This is a genomic window from Pseudomonas sp. BF-R-19 (genome assembly GCF_019956445.1).
Taxonomy (GTDB): domain Bacteria; phylum Pseudomonadota; class Gammaproteobacteria; order Pseudomonadales; family Pseudomonadaceae; genus Aquipseudomonas; species Aquipseudomonas fluorescens_BH.
Genome location: NZ_JAHBDN010000031.1, coordinates 48,001 through 65,842, shown reverse-complemented (window position 1 = coordinate 65,842; position 17,842 = coordinate 48,001). Strand labels below are relative to the sequence as shown.

General features: G+C 57.3%; 14 protein-coding genes and 2 pseudogenes. 7 read left to right on the top strand and 9 right to left on the bottom strand.

Annotation, left to right across the window (positions count from 1 at the left end):
• Positions 1-438: 438 nt before the first annotated feature.
• The 3 genes from KGB28_RS03295 to KGB28_RS03285 all read right to left on the bottom strand — a co-directional run bounded on the left by KGB28_RS03295 (position 439) and on the right by KGB28_RS03285 (position 2,347).
• Complete coding sequence (locus KGB28_RS03295) at positions 439-651, bottom strand: hypothetical protein (protein ID WP_150756657.1); 213 nt, start codon at positions 649-651, stop codon at positions 439-441.
• Between the two features lie 136 nt (positions 652-787).
• Positions 788-1,309 (bottom strand): DUF3016 domain-containing protein, encoded by a 522-nt coding sequence (locus tag KGB28_RS03290; protein ID WP_223442284.1) that lies wholly within the window; start codon positions 1,307-1,309, stop codon positions 788-790.
• Between the two features lie 480 nt (positions 1,310-1,789).
• Positions 1,790-2,347: a CGNR zinc finger domain-containing protein gene (locus tag KGB28_RS03285; protein ID WP_223442281.1), complete on the bottom strand. Its 558-nt coding sequence runs from the start codon at positions 2,345-2,347 to the stop codon at positions 1,790-1,792.
• On the opposite strand from KGB28_RS03285, the pseudogene KGB28_RS03280 reads away from it, so the two are divergent.
• Both KGB28_RS03280 and KGB28_RS03275 read left to right on the top strand, forming a co-directional pair.
• A pseudogene (locus tag KGB28_RS03280) lies at positions 2,318-2,726 on the top strand (alpha/beta fold hydrolase); the annotation flags it as partial. The gene KGB28_RS03285 and the pseudogene KGB28_RS03280 sit on opposite strands and share 30 nt — an antisense overlap.
• Before the next feature lie 1,052 nt (positions 2,727-3,778).
• Positions 3,779-4,132, top strand: a complete 354-nt coding sequence (locus tag KGB28_RS03275) for a winged helix-turn-helix domain-containing protein (RefSeq protein WP_317853285.1) — start codon at positions 3,779-3,781, stop codon at positions 4,130-4,132.
• Positions 4,133-4,680: 548 nt separating this feature from the next.
• Here KGB28_RS03275 and KGB28_RS03270 read toward each other — a convergent pair.
• Positions 4,681-5,226, bottom strand: a complete 546-nt coding sequence (locus KGB28_RS03270; protein ID WP_223442278.1) for a carboxymuconolactone decarboxylase family protein — start codon at positions 5,224-5,226, stop codon at positions 4,681-4,683.
• A 34-nt stretch (positions 5,227-5,260) separates the two neighbouring features.
• Positions 5,261-5,878, bottom strand: a complete 618-nt coding sequence (locus KGB28_RS03265) for a nitroreductase family protein (RefSeq protein ID WP_223442275.1) — start codon at positions 5,876-5,878, stop codon at positions 5,261-5,263.
• Between the two features lie 62 nt (positions 5,879-5,940).
• Between KGB28_RS03265 and KGB28_RS03260 the strand changes: the two genes are divergently transcribed.
• A complete protein-coding gene (locus tag KGB28_RS03260; protein WP_317853284.1) occupies positions 5,941-7,422 on the top strand; it encodes a PLP-dependent aminotransferase family protein in 1,482 nt (493 codons plus the stop codon).
• Between the two features lie 184 nt (positions 7,423-7,606).
• Here KGB28_RS03260 and KGB28_RS03255 read toward each other — a convergent pair whose 3' ends face one another.
• Positions 7,607-8,413 (bottom strand): lytic transglycosylase domain-containing protein, encoded by an 807-nt coding sequence (locus KGB28_RS03255; protein ID WP_223442270.1) that lies wholly within the window; start codon positions 8,411-8,413, stop codon positions 7,607-7,609.
• A 318-nt stretch (positions 8,414-8,731) separates the two neighbouring features.
• Between KGB28_RS03255 and KGB28_RS03250 the strand changes: the two are divergent.
• Positions 8,732-8,824, top strand: a pseudogene (locus tag KGB28_RS03250) (LysR family transcriptional regulator); the annotation flags it as partial.
• 210 nt (positions 8,825-9,034) lie between these two features.
• Here KGB28_RS03250 and KGB28_RS03245 read toward each other — a convergent pair.
• On the bottom strand, positions 9,035-10,465 hold the full coding sequence (locus tag KGB28_RS03245) for an IS1182 family transposase (protein WP_223442267.1): 1,431 nt from the start codon (positions 10,463-10,465) through the stop codon (positions 9,035-9,037).
• Positions 10,466-11,010: 545 nt separating this feature from the next.
• Between KGB28_RS03245 and KGB28_RS03240 the strand changes: the two genes are divergently transcribed.
• Entirely contained in the window at positions 11,011-13,146 is a 2,136-nt protein-coding gene (locus KGB28_RS03240; RefSeq protein ID WP_223442265.1) for a calcium-binding protein, read from the top strand.
• A 159-nt stretch (positions 13,147-13,305) separates the two neighbouring features.
• Here KGB28_RS03240 and KGB28_RS03235 read toward each other — a convergent pair whose 3' ends face one another.
• A complete protein-coding gene (locus KGB28_RS03235; RefSeq protein ID WP_223442386.1) occupies positions 13,306-14,079 on the bottom strand; it encodes a ParA family protein in 774 nt (257 codons plus the stop codon).
• 179 nt (positions 14,080-14,258) lie between these two features.
• Here KGB28_RS03235 and KGB28_RS03230 point away from each other — a divergent pair, with 179 nt between their 5' ends.
• Both KGB28_RS03230 and KGB28_RS03225 read left to right on the top strand, forming a co-directional pair.
• A complete protein-coding gene (locus KGB28_RS03230) occupies positions 14,259-14,528 on the top strand; it encodes a hypothetical protein (protein ID WP_150725514.1) in 270 nt (89 codons plus the stop codon).
• A 42-nt stretch (positions 14,529-14,570) separates the two neighbouring features.
• Positions 14,571-14,774 (top strand): hypothetical protein, encoded by a 204-nt coding sequence (locus KGB28_RS03225; RefSeq protein WP_223442262.1) that lies wholly within the window; start codon positions 14,571-14,573, stop codon positions 14,772-14,774.
• Positions 14,775-14,812: 38 nt separating this feature from the next.
• Here KGB28_RS03225 and KGB28_RS03220 read toward each other — a convergent pair whose 3' ends face one another.
• Positions 14,813-17,836: an FAD-binding and (Fe-S)-binding domain-containing protein gene (locus KGB28_RS03220; RefSeq protein ID WP_223442260.1), complete on the bottom strand. Its 3,024-nt coding sequence runs from the start codon at positions 17,834-17,836 to the stop codon at positions 14,813-14,815.
• Positions 17,837-17,842 lie beyond the last annotated feature (6 nt).

Below are 17,842 nucleotides of genomic sequence, written 5' to 3'. Positions count from 1 at the left end.
GGAGTATTTCAAAGAGCCCGTCATGGCACTGGCTTCCTCGCCCGTGCTGGCATTGGTCGACTGCTCTTCGATCAGCTTCATCAGCGGCGGGTCCAACCGTTACCAGTATCGTTGAAGGTGGGACGGACTATCTATATTGGGTTGTACCTCGCCATTCTCATCACTGAAAAGCACTGTATTCCCTGGTAATTCTGCCCCGCCATTACGGCCCGGCACCGGGCTTTCTGTTTCCGCTCCCATCACACCTTCGTCACACTCACCAAACACAATGCGATCAGCCAAAGGGATTTGGCCCATCTACAGAGAGCCCGGCCATTGCCGGGCTTTTTTCTGCACTTTCACAAGTTTTTCACCACTCGCAATATAGGGTGCACACAGCTCCTTCGTGATTTTTTAGCCCGCGCTCCCCACGCGGGCTTTTCTTTGCCTGCGATTCGATTACCCAGCGCCTTCCACGGCGCGTGCATAGGCAACCGTCGCGATCTCTATCAAGGTCTTGCGCTCTTTCGGATCAATAATTCCTTTCTTCCGAAAATTGTCAGCGAGCCGAAGCAGTTCATCGTACTGCTGCTGCGCATCCATCTGATCTTCGGGGTTCATCAGTAACTCATGCCAAGCGTAAAACGCCCGTGCCTTCACGTCATCGTACATGACCCTTCTCCCAGGTGTTTTTCGGTAGAAGTCGGAACACTTGAGGGAATTCACCGCATTAGACGTACGGCATCAGGCTTTTCGTTTCTGACTCATACGTCCCATACCGGACGGGTGATTCAGAGTGCAGGGTGGCTCAATTCAACCCGCTCTGATGTTGCCCGGCGAATTGTCTGTGGAACCAGTCCGAGAGCATGGCCTTCTCGGAGTAGAGCCTGTCACTTCGGTTGGCACGCCCCGGACGCTGGAGGTAGAGCTGATCCATGACCCTGGCGTCGGCTTGGCTGACGATCTGGCCGTTTTGTTTGAGCACGTAATGTAGATCGATGCTCGGCCAGGTGATGTCGCGCATGAAGCGCACCTCGTAGGCATTTAGCCTCCAAGGTTCATAGCGACCGGCCAGGTCGATATTGCGTATTTCAATTTGCAGTTGCTGGCCGGGGGGCAGGTACCGCTCGCCAAGCTTCTGGATGTAGCTACGCAGCTCTTTCATGACATAAGGATCGGCGCCACGTTCATAGCCCGGACTATCCAGGCTGGCATCGCTGAATTTTTCGGGGTTCTTGAAGACGACTTCGACCGAAGTCGCTGCGCTGGCAAGTGGCACCATAAGTAGCGCCAGCAGTGCGATCGAGGTGTAAACGGTAATGGAGCGCATGGCTCACCTCCAAGTGCAGCGCTTTTCAATGCATGCTGCACCGTGTTCAGTTTACGCCTGAGGTGCAGGTCAGGGCACAGACATGATCTATCGCCGAAACTGTTAATTGAAATCACATCAGCAACTCATGCCAGGTGGAAAACGCCTGTGCCTTCGCGTCATCGTACATACCCCTTCTCCCAAGTGTTTTACGGTTGAAGTCGGAACACTTGAGGGAATTCACCGCATTAGACATACGGTATGAAGCACAACCGTACCGGGCTTTTTGTATCTGCCCTGTCACGCCTTCGTCACATCCTCCAAGCAAAATGCAAACAGCCAAAGGGATTTGGCCCATCTACAGAGAGCCCGGCCTGATGCCGGGATTTTTCGTTTTCCAGCCCTCCCGGCGCTTCTCATGGCTGGCCTTGATATCCCCTCGTAATTCGTCGATGAGCTTGTTGATCATCTGGTCGCCATTGAGCGGGGCAATCGAAATGCCTAGTCCGCAGCACTTTGACGTCGCTTGCGGAACTCGGCGACCTTATGCCGGTTTCCGCATAGCGCCATGCTGCACCAGCGCCGTTTGTGCGACTTGGTGCGGTCATAAAACATCAATGAACATTCGGGGCTTTCGCATTTACGCACAAGGCTGAAATCGCCTTCGGCCAACAACTGCGCGGCGGCGTAAGCGAGCCTGCTCAGACGCTGGTGGCCAGCATCACCCTGCTGGAACCAATCCAGCACCGGCGCGCCCGCCTCCTCCCACACCAGTTGCGGCACTACTCGCAGTAGAAAGGCATTCAGCGCCGCCGGATCCGCCACGCGGTTCACTCGACGGGCGGCAAGCCCGCTCTCGGTGCAGTCGCGCAGCTTGCGCAATTGATCGAGCAAAAGCCCGTCACCCGCCGCCACTTCCGTCGCCGAACCGAAACCGATCTGCTCCAGCCAGCGCGCTACGTCGGCATCGCTGTTGAGCAGGTCGCGCCGCTGGCCTTCGACAATCATTCGGGTGTTTAGCAGATCCAGCGCCGGGTGATCAACGATGCCATCCTGCATCTGGAAGGCACACGCTGGCAGTATGTGGCAGGTGTGAGCAACCCCGAACTCATTGCACCCGAGGGTTATTATCCGGACGCGCTTTTGCTGGAGCGGCCTGGTCACAAGGACATCCAGCTCGATCTGTTTTATGACTATCAGAACAACCTGCAACTGTACCCCGCGTTCCAGAAATTCCTCCGAGATACCCAAGTGCCAACGCTGGCGATCTGGGGGCAAGGGCGATCCGTTTTTCATTCCGCCAGGTGCCGAGGCCTACAAGCGTGACAACCCGAATGCGGTGGTCGAGTTACTGGATACTGGCCACTTCGCGCTGGAGACCCACGCCGAGCATATTGCTCAGCGAATTGGTGACGTAGTGGGCAGCCATATCAACTGAGATTTGCACTGTCGACGCGCTGCCTTGTTCGTGCCGACAGTGTCTGTACCCCACGCCTGGTTAGACGACGGACGCTGCAGTCAGTTTTTTAAACTCACTGATCGGTCAGGATGATGGAAAACGTAGAGGCAATATGAGCAAGCCAGCGCCTCGCATGCGTTTTCTTTTGTGAAGTGTCGCCAGTTCAGTTGCATTTGCTGATGCTCAACGCTGGACATAGTTGGCCTGCCATAGTGGGTTCGCTTGATGGACTTGTAGGCCGAGTGGATTGGAATCACTCGATTGCTTTCTTGGCATTTGCGCCAATTTCAGATCGGTAATGTGCTTCCAAATTCTGTGAATAACCCCCTGCTTTTGCAGAAACCGAGAGACAGATTCTGGCCGATTGCTGCCCATCGTGAAGGGCTGCATCCGACCCAAAGCTGACCCTCAGGATTTCGTACTCTCAAACCCCATCCGCGAATCTGCACACCACTGACGACATTACTGGTACGTCTGGAGAGGGGCATGACCACCACACAAAAACTGACTCAAACAACGCTATGTGCAATGTCAGATCAATGGTTATGGGTTGTCATGAAATGAAAAGGCGCTGTCGCCAAATGAAAGGCTGGCGCACGCCCCGTCTATAAACTCCTCCTCAAGCCTGCGCAGCAAGCCCGGCTATTTGGCTGTAGGCGCTCACGGAACCAATCGATTGTACGCCCCGCTATAGCGCTGACGTGCAGCATAATCCCGGGATCCGTAAATCACCCATCGCGTATTCATTACAACGAGAACAAAAAGCCACGGCTGACCGATACATCCTACGACGATCTGTTTCAACGTTGAATCTGGATAACCAAGAGTTTTAATAAGCTAACTCTATTAGTTGGCGCTTAGCATCTAACTTACAAGTATATTTCTATAAATTCACAGCCTACTGCGCAGTCACTCTAATAAAACCTTCATTTAAAAAATGCATTCCTAAAACTACATCACGGAAGACAAAATAAGTAATGTTTTTTACGATTTGTTTTTTGTTGCATTCATGAACTTTACAATCAAAAACCATGACAAACTTTGCAGAGATGTCACTTCAATACCCTCAATGCTGGAAACTCGATATAAATAATCGAATCCTATTCGACGGCGCCAATAAAATACACTTAACAAATATTGAGAGCGCAATTGTAAAAACCATGCTCCTCAAGGAGGAGCGCGTGATCAGTAAAGCAGAGCTAATTAGTAGTATTGGGAGAGAGCCTGATCTCTATCGCGGCCTAGAAATGAGTTTGAGTAGACTGCAAATAAAATTCAAGAAAAGCGCTGGAGGAAGCCATCTCTTTCGCGCAGTCAGAAATCGTGGCTACTGTCTCACTCAAACCATACATATTAATGGGGAGCCGTCTCGGGAATTTACGTGAGGTAAGCGGCAATACACCCCTCGCATGGTCATATGGCTGATCATGACTAACGAACTTATGAAGTTAGGGGTGGGCTGTGGGCGCAGCGTTCAAGAGGAGTGTGCTCACTTTTTACGATTGACCTTGCGCTTTGATACTGGTGTAGCGGTTTTGAAAAAAACTGCCGTATAACTTCTAAGTTATGCGACGACTCACTCGGGCTTGACGGTAAAGGCTTTGTGATATCGTGTGAGTCTGTCGCAGGTTCTCAATTATCTGCGACATGAAATGCGATAGATGTGGTATTGAGAAGGTGGGATGTTAATCCGATATGTTCGGGCACCCCCACTCAGGGCAAAAATCTGGAGCCGCAGCAAGGCCCGCTGGCGAGTTTGTATCTGTCACGACTGACCGGAAATGGTTATAGCTGACGTTGGGAAAACGTCCAGAGCACATACAAAAAGCCTGGACGCTTTCCCAACACTCTTTCTTGGGGGCATCCAGGCTTTGGCGTAATGCTCGAATCAGATGACACCTCTTGGGAGATGGTCGATTCGAGCGGATAGAGTTCAGATCGAGCCAGCCGGCGTAACGGCAGGGAAGTCCTTCTCGGGATCGAACACGTTATTGAAAAAGTTCGTCAGGGAGTACATGGCCACCAACGCGACAATCTCCATGATATTCGCATCGGTGTATCCCGCATCGCGGACGGCTTTCAGATCAGCGTCACTGACCTTGCCGCGAGTCTCAATGACTTTGTGCGAGAACTGGAGGGCAGCGTCGCGCTTCGGGTCGGGGGCCTGGCCCTTCCGAGCGAGAATGATTTCATCGGCCGACAGCTTGGCCATATGCTCGGCCGTAAAGCTGTGAACCGTCAGGCAGTAGTTGCAGCCATTCGCTTCGGAAACTGCGAGGCCGATACTGTCACGCGTCTTCACATCGAGCGCTTTGCTCAAGGAACCGAGCAGGGTAGCCCATGAGTTGAACGCGATTGGACTCTGCGCGAAGGTCATCATCATATTTGGAGTGAACCCGATGTTCTTGGTGAATGCATCGAGCGTCGGTTTCGAATCGGCCGGTACTTGTTCCGGCGTTAGAACTGCACTTCTAGGCATCATAGTCTCCGTAAGTTACTGCGTTTATTAACGATTAAACGAGATCCAATACATCGGACAGCGGACGGCGCGGCTTCTGAGCCCAGTGTCCTGGACGCTCGGCGCCTATGGACAACAGCATGACCGGCACTTCGTTTTCAGCCAGCCCGAACTCGCGGGCCACCGCGTCGGCATCGAAACCGATCATCGGCGTCGAACCCAGGCCTAGCGAACGAGCGGCATAGATGATCGCCGACGCACCGAAGGTGCCCGTGCGCACTGCTTCGTCACGCTGGCGCTGTGGGTGCTCCAAATACAAATCACGTGCAGGGAGTTCCCAGTCCGGCACCATCGTTGCCGGCATGACGCCCGCTTCCACCAGCGGTGCAAGGCGTTCCGGTATTACGCTGGAATCGGCCAGTTGGCCGCAGACGATGAAGGTAACGGCTGCTTCAGTGATCGGGGGCTGATTCCAGGCGATAGGACTCAAGCGGGCTTTGGCGCGAGGCGTACGTACCGCGATGAAGCGCCAGTTCTGTATATGGAAGGACGTTGGTGCCGTGGTGCCGATTCGTACCAACTCACGGATTTGGTCGTCGCTCAAAGTGGCGGCAGGGTCGTAGTACTTGGCGGCACTGCGACTCACGATACATTCGATGACGGCGTTGGTCATGATGGTTCCTATGCTTGAAGGGGGAAGGTGCTCCGTCTTGGTCTTTAAATCTTGTACCGTCGATGGTACGAATAAAAGAACCAAGATCACCCACCTTTGTATGTACCAAGAATATGAATTCAGACCTGCAAATACAGCTCGACCGGAGAGCAAAGCTGCCCCTGTCAGAGCAAATTCGTATGAGTATCAGCAGGGCAATAGAGTCAGGCCTGCTCACACCAGGTACTCGATTGCCTTCGTGGCAGGATCTCGCCGCGCACCTTGGTGTGGCGCGCGGAACCGTTCAAACGGCGTATGAACGATTAGCCGACGCCCAAATGATCGAAACATTCGGAGCAAAGGGCACACGCGTGGCGCCACGCCCCCGCGCAGCGACGGCTCAGCCGGCACCACCGGAGCCTGGAGCTTTTATGAGCGCCTATGAGCGGGTGAACACTGGGCCCGCAATCTTTCAGCTCGGCATTCCAGCGTTCGATGGCCTGGAAAAGCTTTTCGCACGTGCGCGCTCATCCAATCTGTTAAAGGCCGGATCTTTCTCGTCTCTGATCTATCCCGATCCTCGAGGGGAATTTGAGATGCGCCGAGAGATTGCAGGCTATCTCTCCCTCTCCAGAAACCTCCACTGCATCCCCGAGCAGGTGTTCATCACTTCGGGATACAGCTCCGGCTTAGGGCTTGCACTGCGAGTGTTAGGTCTGGACGGTAAGAAGGTTTGGATGGAAGAGCCCGGATTCTTTCTTACCCGCAAGGGGCTGGAGCTTGCTCGTTTGAATGTCATTCCTATACCGGTGGATGCCGAAGGCCTCAATGTGGGCTACGGAATCGAGAAGGCCGCGGACGCCGCATTAGCTGTCCTGACGCCCGGTCAACAAGCCCCCTTGGGCTCGACTCTGTCATTGAGGCGACGGCTTCAACTTCTCGAATGGGCGGTCTCCAATGACGCCTGGATCATCGAAGATGACTACCTCAGCGAGCTGCAACTGGAAGGCAGGGCGGCCCCTGCCTTGGCGTCTTTGGACGAGGGCAAGCGGGTTATCCACATAGGTTCTTTCAGCAAGACTGTGAGCCCGGGGCTGCGACTTGGATTTGTTGTAGCGCCAACCGATCTGGTTACTGCGTTCTCCGAGGTGGCGACGACGCTTGCCCCCGCACCTTCACCCGTCATTCAACTCGCCATGGCTCAATTTATGCGTGATGGCCACTACATTCGCCGTGTCCGCCGGCTCAAGCGACTGTATTGCGCCCAGCGTGACGCGTTATGCGAGCAGTTACGAATGCACGATGCAGAGTGGGTCAAGGCAGGCCTGGCTGTACTTCTCAGACTCCCCGACGGCGCACCCGACGTGCAAATCGTTCGGGAAGCGATGACCTTTGGCATGGCTCCATCGCCTTTGTCAGCGTGGTTGGCGACGCCGTCCGGGAGTTCCTCTGGCCTGTTGCTCGGGGTTGCCACAGCGCCTGAACCTTACCTCGCTACATCGTGCAATCGATTGTTCGAGATCATCGGGCGATATTGCGAGCCCGGTGTTCGAGGCATCACATAAGAGCAGGAAGGAAACTCCAGTGCCGGCGGGGCCCCTTATAGATGAGCCAGAGCATGTTATATCGGCGATGCTGGCAAGTATTGTTGGTGAGTCTACCTTGCGCTCCTGGCCGGTTTCTGCCCCTTCACGGAGGGCCGCCATGGGTCGATAGCTACCGGTGAGCGTGGAAGTTCGGTTGAGCCATTCAGCGATGGTTGCGATAGCGTTCGGTCAAGGACTGCACGAGGGTGACGTAGGATTGCGTCTCGGCGTAGGGAGGCACCCCGTTGTACTCGACCACGGACGCTTCGCCGGCGTTGTAACCTGCCAACGCCAGCACCTGGTTGCCGTTGAAGCGCTTGAGCAGCCAGGCCAGGTAGCGCACGCCGCCACGAATGTTCTGTCGTGCGTCGAACGGATCGTCCACGGCGAAGCGCTCGGCGGTGGCGGGCATCAACTGCATCAGCCCCTGGGCGCCGGCTTCGGAAATGGCGTTGGGGCGAAACGCCGATTCGGCATGTATCACTGCGCGGACCAGCGCCCTGTCGACACCATAATGACCCGAAGCGGCTTCGATCTCCCGCCGATAGGAATGGGTGTCCAGGCGCAATGAGGCGACCTTGAAATCCTTCGGCGCCATGCACAGATAGCAGCCCTTGATGTAATAGAGCTCAAGGACATCGACCCGTGCGGAGATCCCGACGGGGCGCCGGCTCACATATTGACGAATACCCTTGTGGATGAAGGTGAACACCCGAATCCGCACCGCGCCTGAGTCGTCGTCCCGCACAACCCGTGGCAGAGCCATTGCCTTGGCGCCGACACCGGCGCCCGCCATGCCATTCAGGCGAGTGCAGCGGGCGCTGGCGATGGCTTGGCTGGTGTAGCTGATGGCTCCGTCCCTGGCTTGGCACTTGAACATGGCGCTGGCGCACAGTGGAGCGACCAGCAAGGCCAGCTCGATGCAGCCAAAAAGGCTCTTGCGAGCCCATCGCCATGCTCTGGAACTCATCACATCGCTCCGCGCCGCAGGCGCCGATCAGGCCTGGGGCGCCTGGCCCGGGCGCTGCCTTTGGAGGGCCTATTCCGGGTGACCCGCCCTTTGTTCTGATAGTTATACCCTTTGTAACCGGCCTTGGAACTTGCGTTGACGTACGGGCTGCCGGCGCTCCCAGGCGAGGCGCAGGCGTGATGTTTTCCCAGGTTCCCTTGAACCCCACCGCCGCCACGAACGAATCCCCCGGCCCGAAGGTCTTCGCCACGCCGTCCGCATCGGTCAGGCGCACGGTGCCTTAGAGGATGTGGCACATCTCGTCGTAGTCGCACTCGCCTCTCGGTTTACGCACTGACCGAAACACGGCTGCTTCCTGCAAAGACCCAGCGGTTCATCGAGTTCATACGCGACCATCTCAACAGTGCTTAATGCCTGACGACTGGATAGGGGGCATCCCGACGCAAACGAATGTCTCCTTCGGGTCCAGAGTGTGTAAAAACGCTAGATCCCGTTTCGATCTTCAAGGCTGAGCGGCTGTCCGGCTTCGCAGCCTGATCAAGGCACGATGTCCCTTCCTGATGAGCTAAACCACCCCAGCAACGCGCCAGGTCATCGGAACACGTAAAAACCGGCCGGTTTTTAGGCCGTTAGCGCCTTCATCAAGTGATGGGTGCCGATGATTTTCATGACCCGTTTCATGTTGTAGGCGAGCACATTCAAGCTCATCTCCGCGCTCACCCCTGCCAGCTTTCGGGTCAGGAAGTGCGTCGCACCCATCCATTGTTTGAGCGTCCCGAAGGGATGCTCAACCGTCCGTTTTCGCACTCGCATCATCTCCGGCGCTTTGCTCAGTCGAAGCTGCATTTCCTCCAATACGTCTTCATGCTCCCAGCGTCGAACTCGTCGCTCCGTGCTCGGGGTGCATTGCGACTTCAACGCGCAACCCTGGCATTTCGAACTCCAGTAACGGTGCAACTTCAGGCCTTTTTCAACGTAGGAGTAGTGCCAGATCAGCGCCTCTCCAGCCGGGCAAATGTATTCGTTTTTTGCCGCGTCATAGACGAAGGCATCGTTATTGAAACGCCCGTCAGCCTTGGCTCCAGAGGTCATCGGCTTGGGCACATAGGCGGTGATGCCTGCATCGTGACAGGCCAGGATTTGTTCGCTTTTGAAGTAACCTCGATCAGCCACCACCGACAACGTATCTGACGCCATCGCCTCGCGGGCCTGCGTGGCCATCGAGCTGAGTTGATCTCGGTCGGAGCCGACGTTGGTCACCTCGTGCGCAACGATCAAATGGTGCTGAGTATCGACCGCTGTCTGCACGTTGTAGCCGACGATTCCCGTGCCGCGCGTCATCATGGAGCGGGCGTCTGGATCGGTCAGTGAGACCTGTTTATCCGGCGATTCATTGAGCTGGATTTCGATCGCTTGAAGCTCCTTCATTTGAGTTTTGAGCTTGGCGATTTTCTCTTCCAACCGCACGGCGCTGGGCTCGGAAGCTGTTGGTTCTTGCCGATCGGCAGCATCGAGTGCCGCCAGGTAACGATTGATACTCGATTCAATTTCTTCCATCCGCCGCTTCAGTTTGGCGCTGGTAAAATTGCGGTCGCGGTTGTTGACTGCTTTGAATTTGCTGCCATCGATGGCGACCAGATGTTCTCCGAACAGTCCCAATTGCTGACACAGCACGACGAACTGGCGACAGACGCCTCGGATGGCCTTGCTGTTGTCTTTTCGGAAGTTGGCGATGGTCTTGAAATCCGGCATCAAACGCCCGGTCAACCACATCAGCTCGACGTTGCGTTGAGCTTCTCGCTCCAAACGTCGGCTCGACTGGATGCGGTTGAGATAGCCGTAGATGTAGATCTTCAGCAAGATCGCGGGGTGGTAAGCAGGCCGGCCAGTATCGGCTGGAATGGCACCTTCAAAACCCAGATTGACCAGGTCGAGTTCGTCGACAAAGACGTCGACTACACGTACCGGATTGGTATCGCTGACGTAGTCGTCGAGGCTCTCGGGAAGTAAGGTGCCTTGGCCTCGATGTTCACCTTGGATAAAGCGCTTCATGGGCGATCCCTGCGATGAAATCCTCAGAAATCATAGCAAGGGTTCGCGAAGGCGTTTTTACACACTCTGGGCCGATTGCTGCCTGTCGTAAAGGGTAGCTATCGACCCTATGCGAATATCAATCACGTTTTCAAAGCCCGAAGTAAACGAATGTCACAGCTGCTGCATTACCCCACGCACCCCGGACCGTAGTCCAAGCTACGAGTGGATTTGGCAGTGCGAGTCTCCCCCTCCTGAGTCACTCACTCTGTGCGGTAGAACGTTGTGAAAGTTCACGCAGGAAAGTCTTATGTGTTTCATGATATTTCATCAAGTCACCGGGGAATGACAGCTTTTAAACCCCTCCTGCCCTGGAACTCCGGAGCTAGCCATGTGGCAGCTGTGGAGGGTTGGCGAATGCTCCAGGGCTCATCAACACTCGGCTGCATTCGCGATAAACGGTCAGGTCAAAGTGGCGTACTTGTGACCCTTTGGTTTGTCTAATTAACCTCGATTCGCTGTAACGCAGTTCACGCTTACCATCTCCATCAACGGAGGGTAGAACCATGGCTACTATCCCTGGCACCCCAGGTGATGACTTTCTGCTCGGCACCGAGGAAGACGACCAAATAACCGGCCTGGCCGGCAACGACACCGTGTTCGCCTTGGGCGGCAACGACAATGTCGACGGCGGTGACGGCAACGATGACCTCTTCGGCGACCTCGGCAACGACACACTTCTCGCAGGCAACGACAACGACACTCTCGACGGCGGGTCAGGCGCCGATATCCTTACCGGCGGTGCCGGCATCGACAGCTACTTCTGGACCGTGGAAACCGGTAACGAGTCCAGCTCCCTGAGCCAGGACCGCGTCACCGACTTCGAAGGTGCGGGTCAGGTCGGCGGCGATATCCTGCGGCTCTCCAGCTTTCCCAACCGCCTGGTCTTCCAGGGCGCCCACAACGGCGTACCCACGGTGGGAACCAGCCTCGGTTTCGGCAATAACGGCTTCACCGAAGTCTTCTTCGCCCTCGGCGCCGCCAGCACCCTGCTGTTCGCTGACTCCAACGACAACGGCATCTTCGACGCCACTGACTTCGCTGTGCAGCTGGACGGCATCCACAACCTGGTCAGGAGCGACTTCGGCACCACCGCCTTCGTCCTGCGCGGCACTGAAGGCGGCGATGTGATCGATGGCACCAACGATCCCGACACCATCTTCGGCCTGGGCGGCGGCGATGTGATCAACGGCAATGACGGCAACGACATCATCAATGGCGGCGACGGCAACGACACCCTGAACGGTGACGCGGGCATCGACCGGATCTCCGGCGGCACCGGCAATGACATTATCAATGGTGGCGCCGACCGCGACCTTCTGACCGGCAATGAGGGCAACGACATCATCAACGGTGGCGCCGGCAACGACACCACCCTGTCCGGCGGCGCTGGCAACGACGTCGTCAATGGCGGCGAAGGCAACGACACCCTCGACGGCGACGACGGCAACGACGTCCTCAACGGCGGCGTGGGCAACGACGACTTCTTCGGCGGCGACGGCAATGACCAGATCTTCGGCGAAGACGGCAACGACGAACTGTTCGCCGGCCCCGGCGCCGATATGCTCAATGGCGGCGCCGGCAACGACCTGATCATGGGTGAAGGTGGCCAGGACAGTCTCACCGGTGGCGCCGGCGACGATGAGTTCGAGTTCTTCACCGGCTTCAACCCCAGCTCGCCCTTCGCCACCTTCGACACCCTGGTCGACTTCCAGGGCGCTGGCGTAGTGGGCGGCGACACCCTGGAACTCAACAATGAGTTCTTCTTCCGCGGCCAGTTCAACGTCAATCCGCAACTGGGCGCCGTACTGGTGGGCGGTGGCAACGGCGTGACCGACCTGTTCTACAGCCTGCGCCCGGGCAACACCTGGCTGATCGCCGACGAAAACGACGACGGTGTGCTCGACAGCCTCGACTTCACCCTGCGCCTGCAGGGCACGCACAACCTGACGGCGGGCGACTTCGGTAATAACACGACCCTCATCACCGCCGGCACCGAGGGTAATGACGTGCTCACCGGCACCGATGGCGACGATCGCATCTTCGGCCTGGGCGGTAATGACCAGATCTTCGGTCTGGAAGGAGCCGACTTCCTCGACGGCGGCAGCGGTGACGACGTCATCGATAGCGGCCTGGGCTTCGACGAGCTGCTCGGCGGTGCCGGCAACGACACCCTGATCGTCCAGGAATTCGCCAATGCCAGTGGCGGCGATGGCGACGACCAGCTGTTCGGGGGCGACGACCCCTTCGGCTTCCAGTCCAACCTCGACGGTGACGCCGGCAACGACACCCTGACCGCGGGCGCCAGCGGCGCCGTCATGGAAGGCGGCGTAGGCGCCGACGTATTGGTGGGTAGCAGCGTCGACGACTTCATGGTCGGTGACGTCTTCTTCGAGCCGAGCCTCGGTGCGGACAAGTTCCAGTTCGGTACGGTGTGGGGAACGGACACCATCTTCGACTTCGAGGACGGCACTGACCTGATCGACCTGAGCACCAGCGGTTTGGCCTTCGCGAATCTCACTGTTGGAGAACAGTTCGGCGAGGCCGTCATTACCGTCACTGGTCAGCCGGATGTGGGAAGCATCACCTTGACTGGCGTCCCACAGGCCGCCATCACCGAGGCGGACTTCGCCTTTACCTGAGTGATCGGCGCATGCTCACGCCAGGTGATGGCGTGAGCATGCCGAGTCGCTCGCGTCTGGGCCTGGCTGGAGTGCTTTGTGGTAGCAGTGAAACCAGAAGGGGAACCAAGGCGTGTTATCCCATCGCTGGAAGCTGAAACGTCAACATTGCTTTTGCGATCAACTGGCCCGCTCCAAAGCGGAAAACAGACTGACGAATTCCAATGAAAGCTTATGGCGTGGCGCCAGGTGGATCATGGGCACCGACGTTTCATGGGACTCCCGCATTTTGACCGTGCTGCTCAAATAATCCGGTAACACGGGCAAGCCTTCGGCCACCAACTCGTCGATCAGCAGTTGGTGCAAGCTGGCACGCGCCACAAATTGGTTGACCACCACGCCTTCCACGATCAACGACTCATTATGGTCAGCCTGCAACTCGGCCACTTGCGCGATGACGCTGTAGAGCGCCTGACGAGAAAAGCTGTCGCAATCGAAAGGAATCAGCACGCGGTCGGCGGCGATCAGTGCGCTGAACGTATAGAAATTCAGGGAAGGCGGCGTATCGATATATATACGTTCGTAATCTTCGGAAAGCTCTACCAACAAGCGGCGCAGCTTGTTGATCTTGAACTTTGACTCAAGCTTTGACTGCAGGTCGGCAAGCTCGTGGCTGGCCGTGACCAGGTGCAGATTGTTGTAGCGAGTATCAGTGATGGCCACCCGGTTCTTTTTGCTGGCCGGGCCGCTGGATAAGGTTTGCTTGAAGAAATCGGCAATCCCCATGGGGATATCATCGCCGGTCAGTCCTGTCAGGTATTGGGTCGAGTTAGCCTGGGGATCGAGATCCACCAGCAGCGTCCTGTAGCCTTCGGCAGCACTGACAGCCGCGAGATTGCAGGCGATGCTTGATTTGCCAACGCCTCCTTTTTGATTGAACACAGCTCGACGCATGAGGGAGGTAACCTGAAAAAGATCTCCCTCGATCATAGGATTGAAATATTTCAGTAATATTTCTGCGCGACAATTTTGTTTCATTTTTAAGACAGTGGCTGCCATGCGTTGACTGCGTCATCCGACATGCAGTTAACGAGAGGCGTGTCTGTACTTATGGCATTACAAGGAGGTCGACAATGCAATGCTCGCCGGATGAAATACGCCACCAGATCCTGGACGCCGAACCCGTGTTGAAAACACTCGATATCGAGATGGAAGGGATTGAGTTTGATCCGCTGGTGCCTTCAAGCGTCACTGCTGCCTACGCCAAGGTAGATCGGGTGATTGAGCATCTGTTGGCCCGGTTCAAAGCAAACCCCATCCTTGGGCCGTTAACGACAGAGCTGAAGTCCCAGTATTTTGATGGTATTCGAGCGAAGGTAGCGCATGCCAGGAATGGCAAGTAGCTGGGATCTTCGTCGGCAGCGACCGTTAATTTTCCTCTTCGATTGGCCATCGTTGTTTCCCAAGGGGCGCTCACCGCCAACGCCAACAAAGACGCGAACGCGCTGGTTTCGGCCGAGGTGCAAGACAACCCGAACATCTACCCCTCTGCGCAGGTGATAGCCACGCTGTTCACCCTGCAACCGCAGTCCCATGCGGTCGATCGTGTCCGCACGCGCTCCTGGAGCAATATCAAGAACGGCAACTGAGCCGACATCGGCCCGATGATTCAACCGAGCGCTCCTCTTCACTTCGCGAGCGTATGCTCTAACACAACCTCCAATGGATGGCGCAATTGCAGGTTGGCAAAGCGCTTCACTTGACTGCGACAGGAGTATCCCGTGGCCAGCGCCTCGCTGTTCTTGTTCAGTTTGCCGGACCAGGACTGCTCAAAAATGGTTCGTGAGCTGCCTTGGTTACGTGCCTCATGGCCGAAGGTTCCGGACATGCCGCAGCAGCCGGTCGCCTCAGTCGTCAGCTTGAGCCCGAGCCGGGCAAAAACGGCTTCCCATTGCGAAGTGCTGGCCGGGACATTGGTTTTTTCGGTGCAGTGCGCCAACAAACGGAATGTCCCGGTCGCGGGATACGGGTTTTCCGGCAACGCATCGGACAACCACTCCTGAGGCAGCAAGACCTTCGGGCAATCGTTGAGCCCTGGTACTTTTTGATATTCCTGGCGATAGACCAGCGTCATCGCCGGGTCCAGCCCCACCAGCGGTACACCGCAGTCGGCGAGTGCCTTGAGCTGATTGCCGTTGCGGATCGCCGCCTTGGCGAAGGCGCCGAGAAAACCCTGCACGTGCAAAGGTTTGCCGTTGGCGCTATAGGGCGCCAGAAACACCCGATAACCCAACTGATGCGCCAACTGGATAAAGCTCGCCAGCAACGGCGTTTCGAAGTAACGGGTGAAGGCGTCCTGCACCAACACCACGCTGCGCTCACGTTGTGCCACGGTCAGTTCGCGCAGGGCTGGCACGCTGGCGACCGCGACCTTGCAACGGGTCAACGTGGCCTGCAAGTCATGACGGTGGATCAACGGGCTGTCGAGCATGCCGACCTGTCGCTCAAGCAGGCGGCTCACCCATTTCGAGCCCATCACCGCGTTGTAAAGACCCGGCGCATACGCCATGTATGGAATGGTGAACTCCAGCGAGCCGATCAGGTAGTCACGCAGCGGTCGTTGATAGCGACCGTGGTACAGCTGCAGAAAACGCGAACGGAATTCCGGGACGTTGACCTTGACCGGGCATTGTCCCGCGCAGGATTTACAGGCCAGGCAGCCCGCCATCGCGTCATAGACTTCATGGGAAAAATCAGCCTCGCCCCGCGAGCGCGCCAGGTTGTTACGCAACCGCGCTGGCAACCCGCTCAACCACGACAACTTGCCGCGGGCTGCTTGCAGTACATCAATATTGGCCGCGCCTTGCAGACGCAACCATTCGCGAATCAACGACGCCCTGCCCTTCGGCGAGTGCTGGCGCTCACGGGTGGCTTTCCACGACGGACACATCGCATCATTGGGGTCGTAGTTGTAGCAGGCGCCATTACCGTTGCAGTGCATGGCAGTGCCGAAGCTTTGCCAGACGCGCTCGTCGATCTGCCGATCCAGATCTCCGCGCAGCGTCACTTCGTTGACCTTGAGCAAGCCCTGGGCAGCATCCGGCGGCGTACAGATCTTTCCGGGGTTGAGCTGATTGTGCGGGTCGAACGCGCCCTTGAGCGATTGCAATGCCGGGTACAACTCGCCAAAAAACCCGGGGACGTATTCCGAACGCAAACCCTTGCCGTGCTCGCCCCATAGCAACCCGCCGTAACGCCGGGTCAACTCGGCCACGGCGTCGGAAATCGGCTTGACCAGCGCGGCCTGGGACGGGGCTTTCATGTCCAGCGCCGGACGCACGTGCAACACACCGGCATCGACGTGACCGAACATGCCGTACGCCAGACCATAGCTGTCCAGCAAGGCACGAAACTCGGCGATGTAGTCGGCCAGTTTCTCCGGCGGCACGGCGGTGTCTTCAACGAAAGGCTGCGGGCGAACCTCACCTTCTACGTTGCCCAGCAGCCCGACCGAGCGTTTGCGCATGACGTAGACGCGGGACACGGCTTCGGCGCCTTCTGCCAACGTGTGGCCCAGCCGCTCAATCGTCGAGTCGGCCTGCAGATGCGCCACGAACGACGCCACGCGAGCGTTCACTTGCACCACGTCGTCACCGCTGAACTCCACCAGATTGATGCCCAGCGTCGGGCGCTCGACGTCCGTCGGGAAATACTCGGCGACGCTATGCCAGACGATGTCTTTCATCGCCAGCAGCAACACCCTGGAGTCCACGGTTTCGATGGACAACGGCTTGTGTGCCAGTAACGCACCGGCGTCACGCAGCGCATCCATGAAGCTGCCGTAACGCACGTTCACCAGCACCGAATACCTGGGAATCGGCAGCACGTTGAGTTTGGCTTCGACAAGGTAGCCCAGTGACCCTTCCGCACCGCACAGCACACTGTTGAGGTTGAAACGCCCTTGCTCGTCGCGCAGGTGCGCCAGGTCGTAACCGGTCAGGCAACGGTTGAGTTTGGGGAATACCGATTCGATCAGATCGGCCTGGGTCTCCTGGATATTGCGCGCCACCCGATACACTTCGCCGATACGGCCGGACTGCGCGCAAGCCGCCTCCAGTTCCGCGTCGGACAGCGGATGGCTGTGCAGGCGCTCACCGCCGAGCAGCACGCTGTGCAATTCCAGTACGTGATCACGAGTCTTGCCATAAGTGCAACTGCCCTGGCCGCTGGCGTCGGTGTTGATCATGCCGCCGACGGTGGCACGGTTGGACGTCGACAGCTCCGGCGCGAAGAACAGCCCGTGAGGCTTGAGCGCGGCATTGAGCTGATCCTTGACCACGCCCGCCTGCACCCGCACCCAGCGCTCGGTGACGTTGATTTCGAGGATGCTGTTCATGTGCCGCGACAGGTCGACCACGATGCCATCGGTCAATGACTGCCCGTTGGTGCCGGTGCCACCACCGCGCGGGGTCAGCTTGATCTGGCGAAAGCGTGGCTCGGCCATCAAGGTCGCGATGCGTGCGATGTCATCCGCGTCCAGGGGGAACACCGCCGCTTGCGGCAGCCGCTGGTAAATCGAGTTGTCGGTCGCCAACACGGTGCGGGTGGCGTAGTCAGCGCTGAGCTGGCCGCGAAAGCCGCTGGCACGCAGGGCTTGAAGAAATTCCGGGTACTGTGCCGCGAGTGCAACGGTGGGCAACTGAGCGATCATCGCAGG

Bases quoted from the DNA above. Each gene is read 5' to 3' on its own strand.
- KGB28_RS03255 (WP_223442270.1), bottom strand. From the start codon at position 8,413: ATGAGTTCCAGAGCATGGCGATGGGCTCGCAAGAGCCTTTTTGGCTGC.
- KGB28_RS03235 (WP_223442386.1), bottom strand. From the start codon at position 14,079: ATGCGTCGAGCTGTGTTCAATCAAAAAGGAGGCGTTGGCAAATCAAGC.
- KGB28_RS03275 (WP_317853285.1), top strand. From the start codon at position 3,779: ATGACAAACTTTGCAGAGATGTCACTTCAATACCCTCAATGCTGGAAA.
- KGB28_RS03295 (WP_150756657.1), bottom strand. From the start codon at position 651: ATGTACGATGACGTGAAGGCACGGGCGTTTTACGCTTGGCATGAGTTA.
- KGB28_RS03240 (WP_223442265.1), top strand. From the start codon at position 11,011: ATGGCTACTATCCCTGGCACCCCAGGTGATGACTTTCTGCTCGGCACC.
- KGB28_RS03270 (WP_223442278.1), bottom strand. From the start codon at position 5,226: ATGCCTAGAAGTGCAGTTCTAACGCCGGAACAAGTACCGGCCGATTCG.
- KGB28_RS03220 (WP_223442260.1), bottom strand. From the start codon at position 17,836: ATGATCGCTCAGTTGCCCACCGTTGCACTCGCGGCACAGTACCCGGAA.
- KGB28_RS03290 (WP_223442284.1), bottom strand. From the start codon at position 1,309: ATGCGCTCCATTACCGTTTACACCTCGATCGCACTGCTGGCGCTACTT.
- KGB28_RS03285 (WP_223442281.1), bottom strand. From the start codon at position 2,347: ATGCAGGATGGCATCGTTGATCACCCGGCGCTGGATCTGCTAAACACC.
- KGB28_RS03245 (WP_223442267.1), bottom strand. From the start codon at position 10,465: ATGAAGCGCTTTATCCAAGGTGAACATCGAGGCCAAGGCACCTTACTT.
- KGB28_RS03230 (WP_150725514.1), top strand. From the start codon at position 14,259: ATGCAATGCTCGCCGGATGAAATACGCCACCAGATCCTGGACGCCGAA.
- KGB28_RS03265 (WP_223442275.1), bottom strand. From the start codon at position 5,878: ATGACCAACGCCGTCATCGAATGTATCGTGAGTCGCAGTGCCGCCAAG.
- KGB28_RS03260 (WP_317853284.1), top strand. From the start codon at position 5,941: ATGGTACGAATAAAAGAACCAAGATCACCCACCTTTGTATGTACCAAG.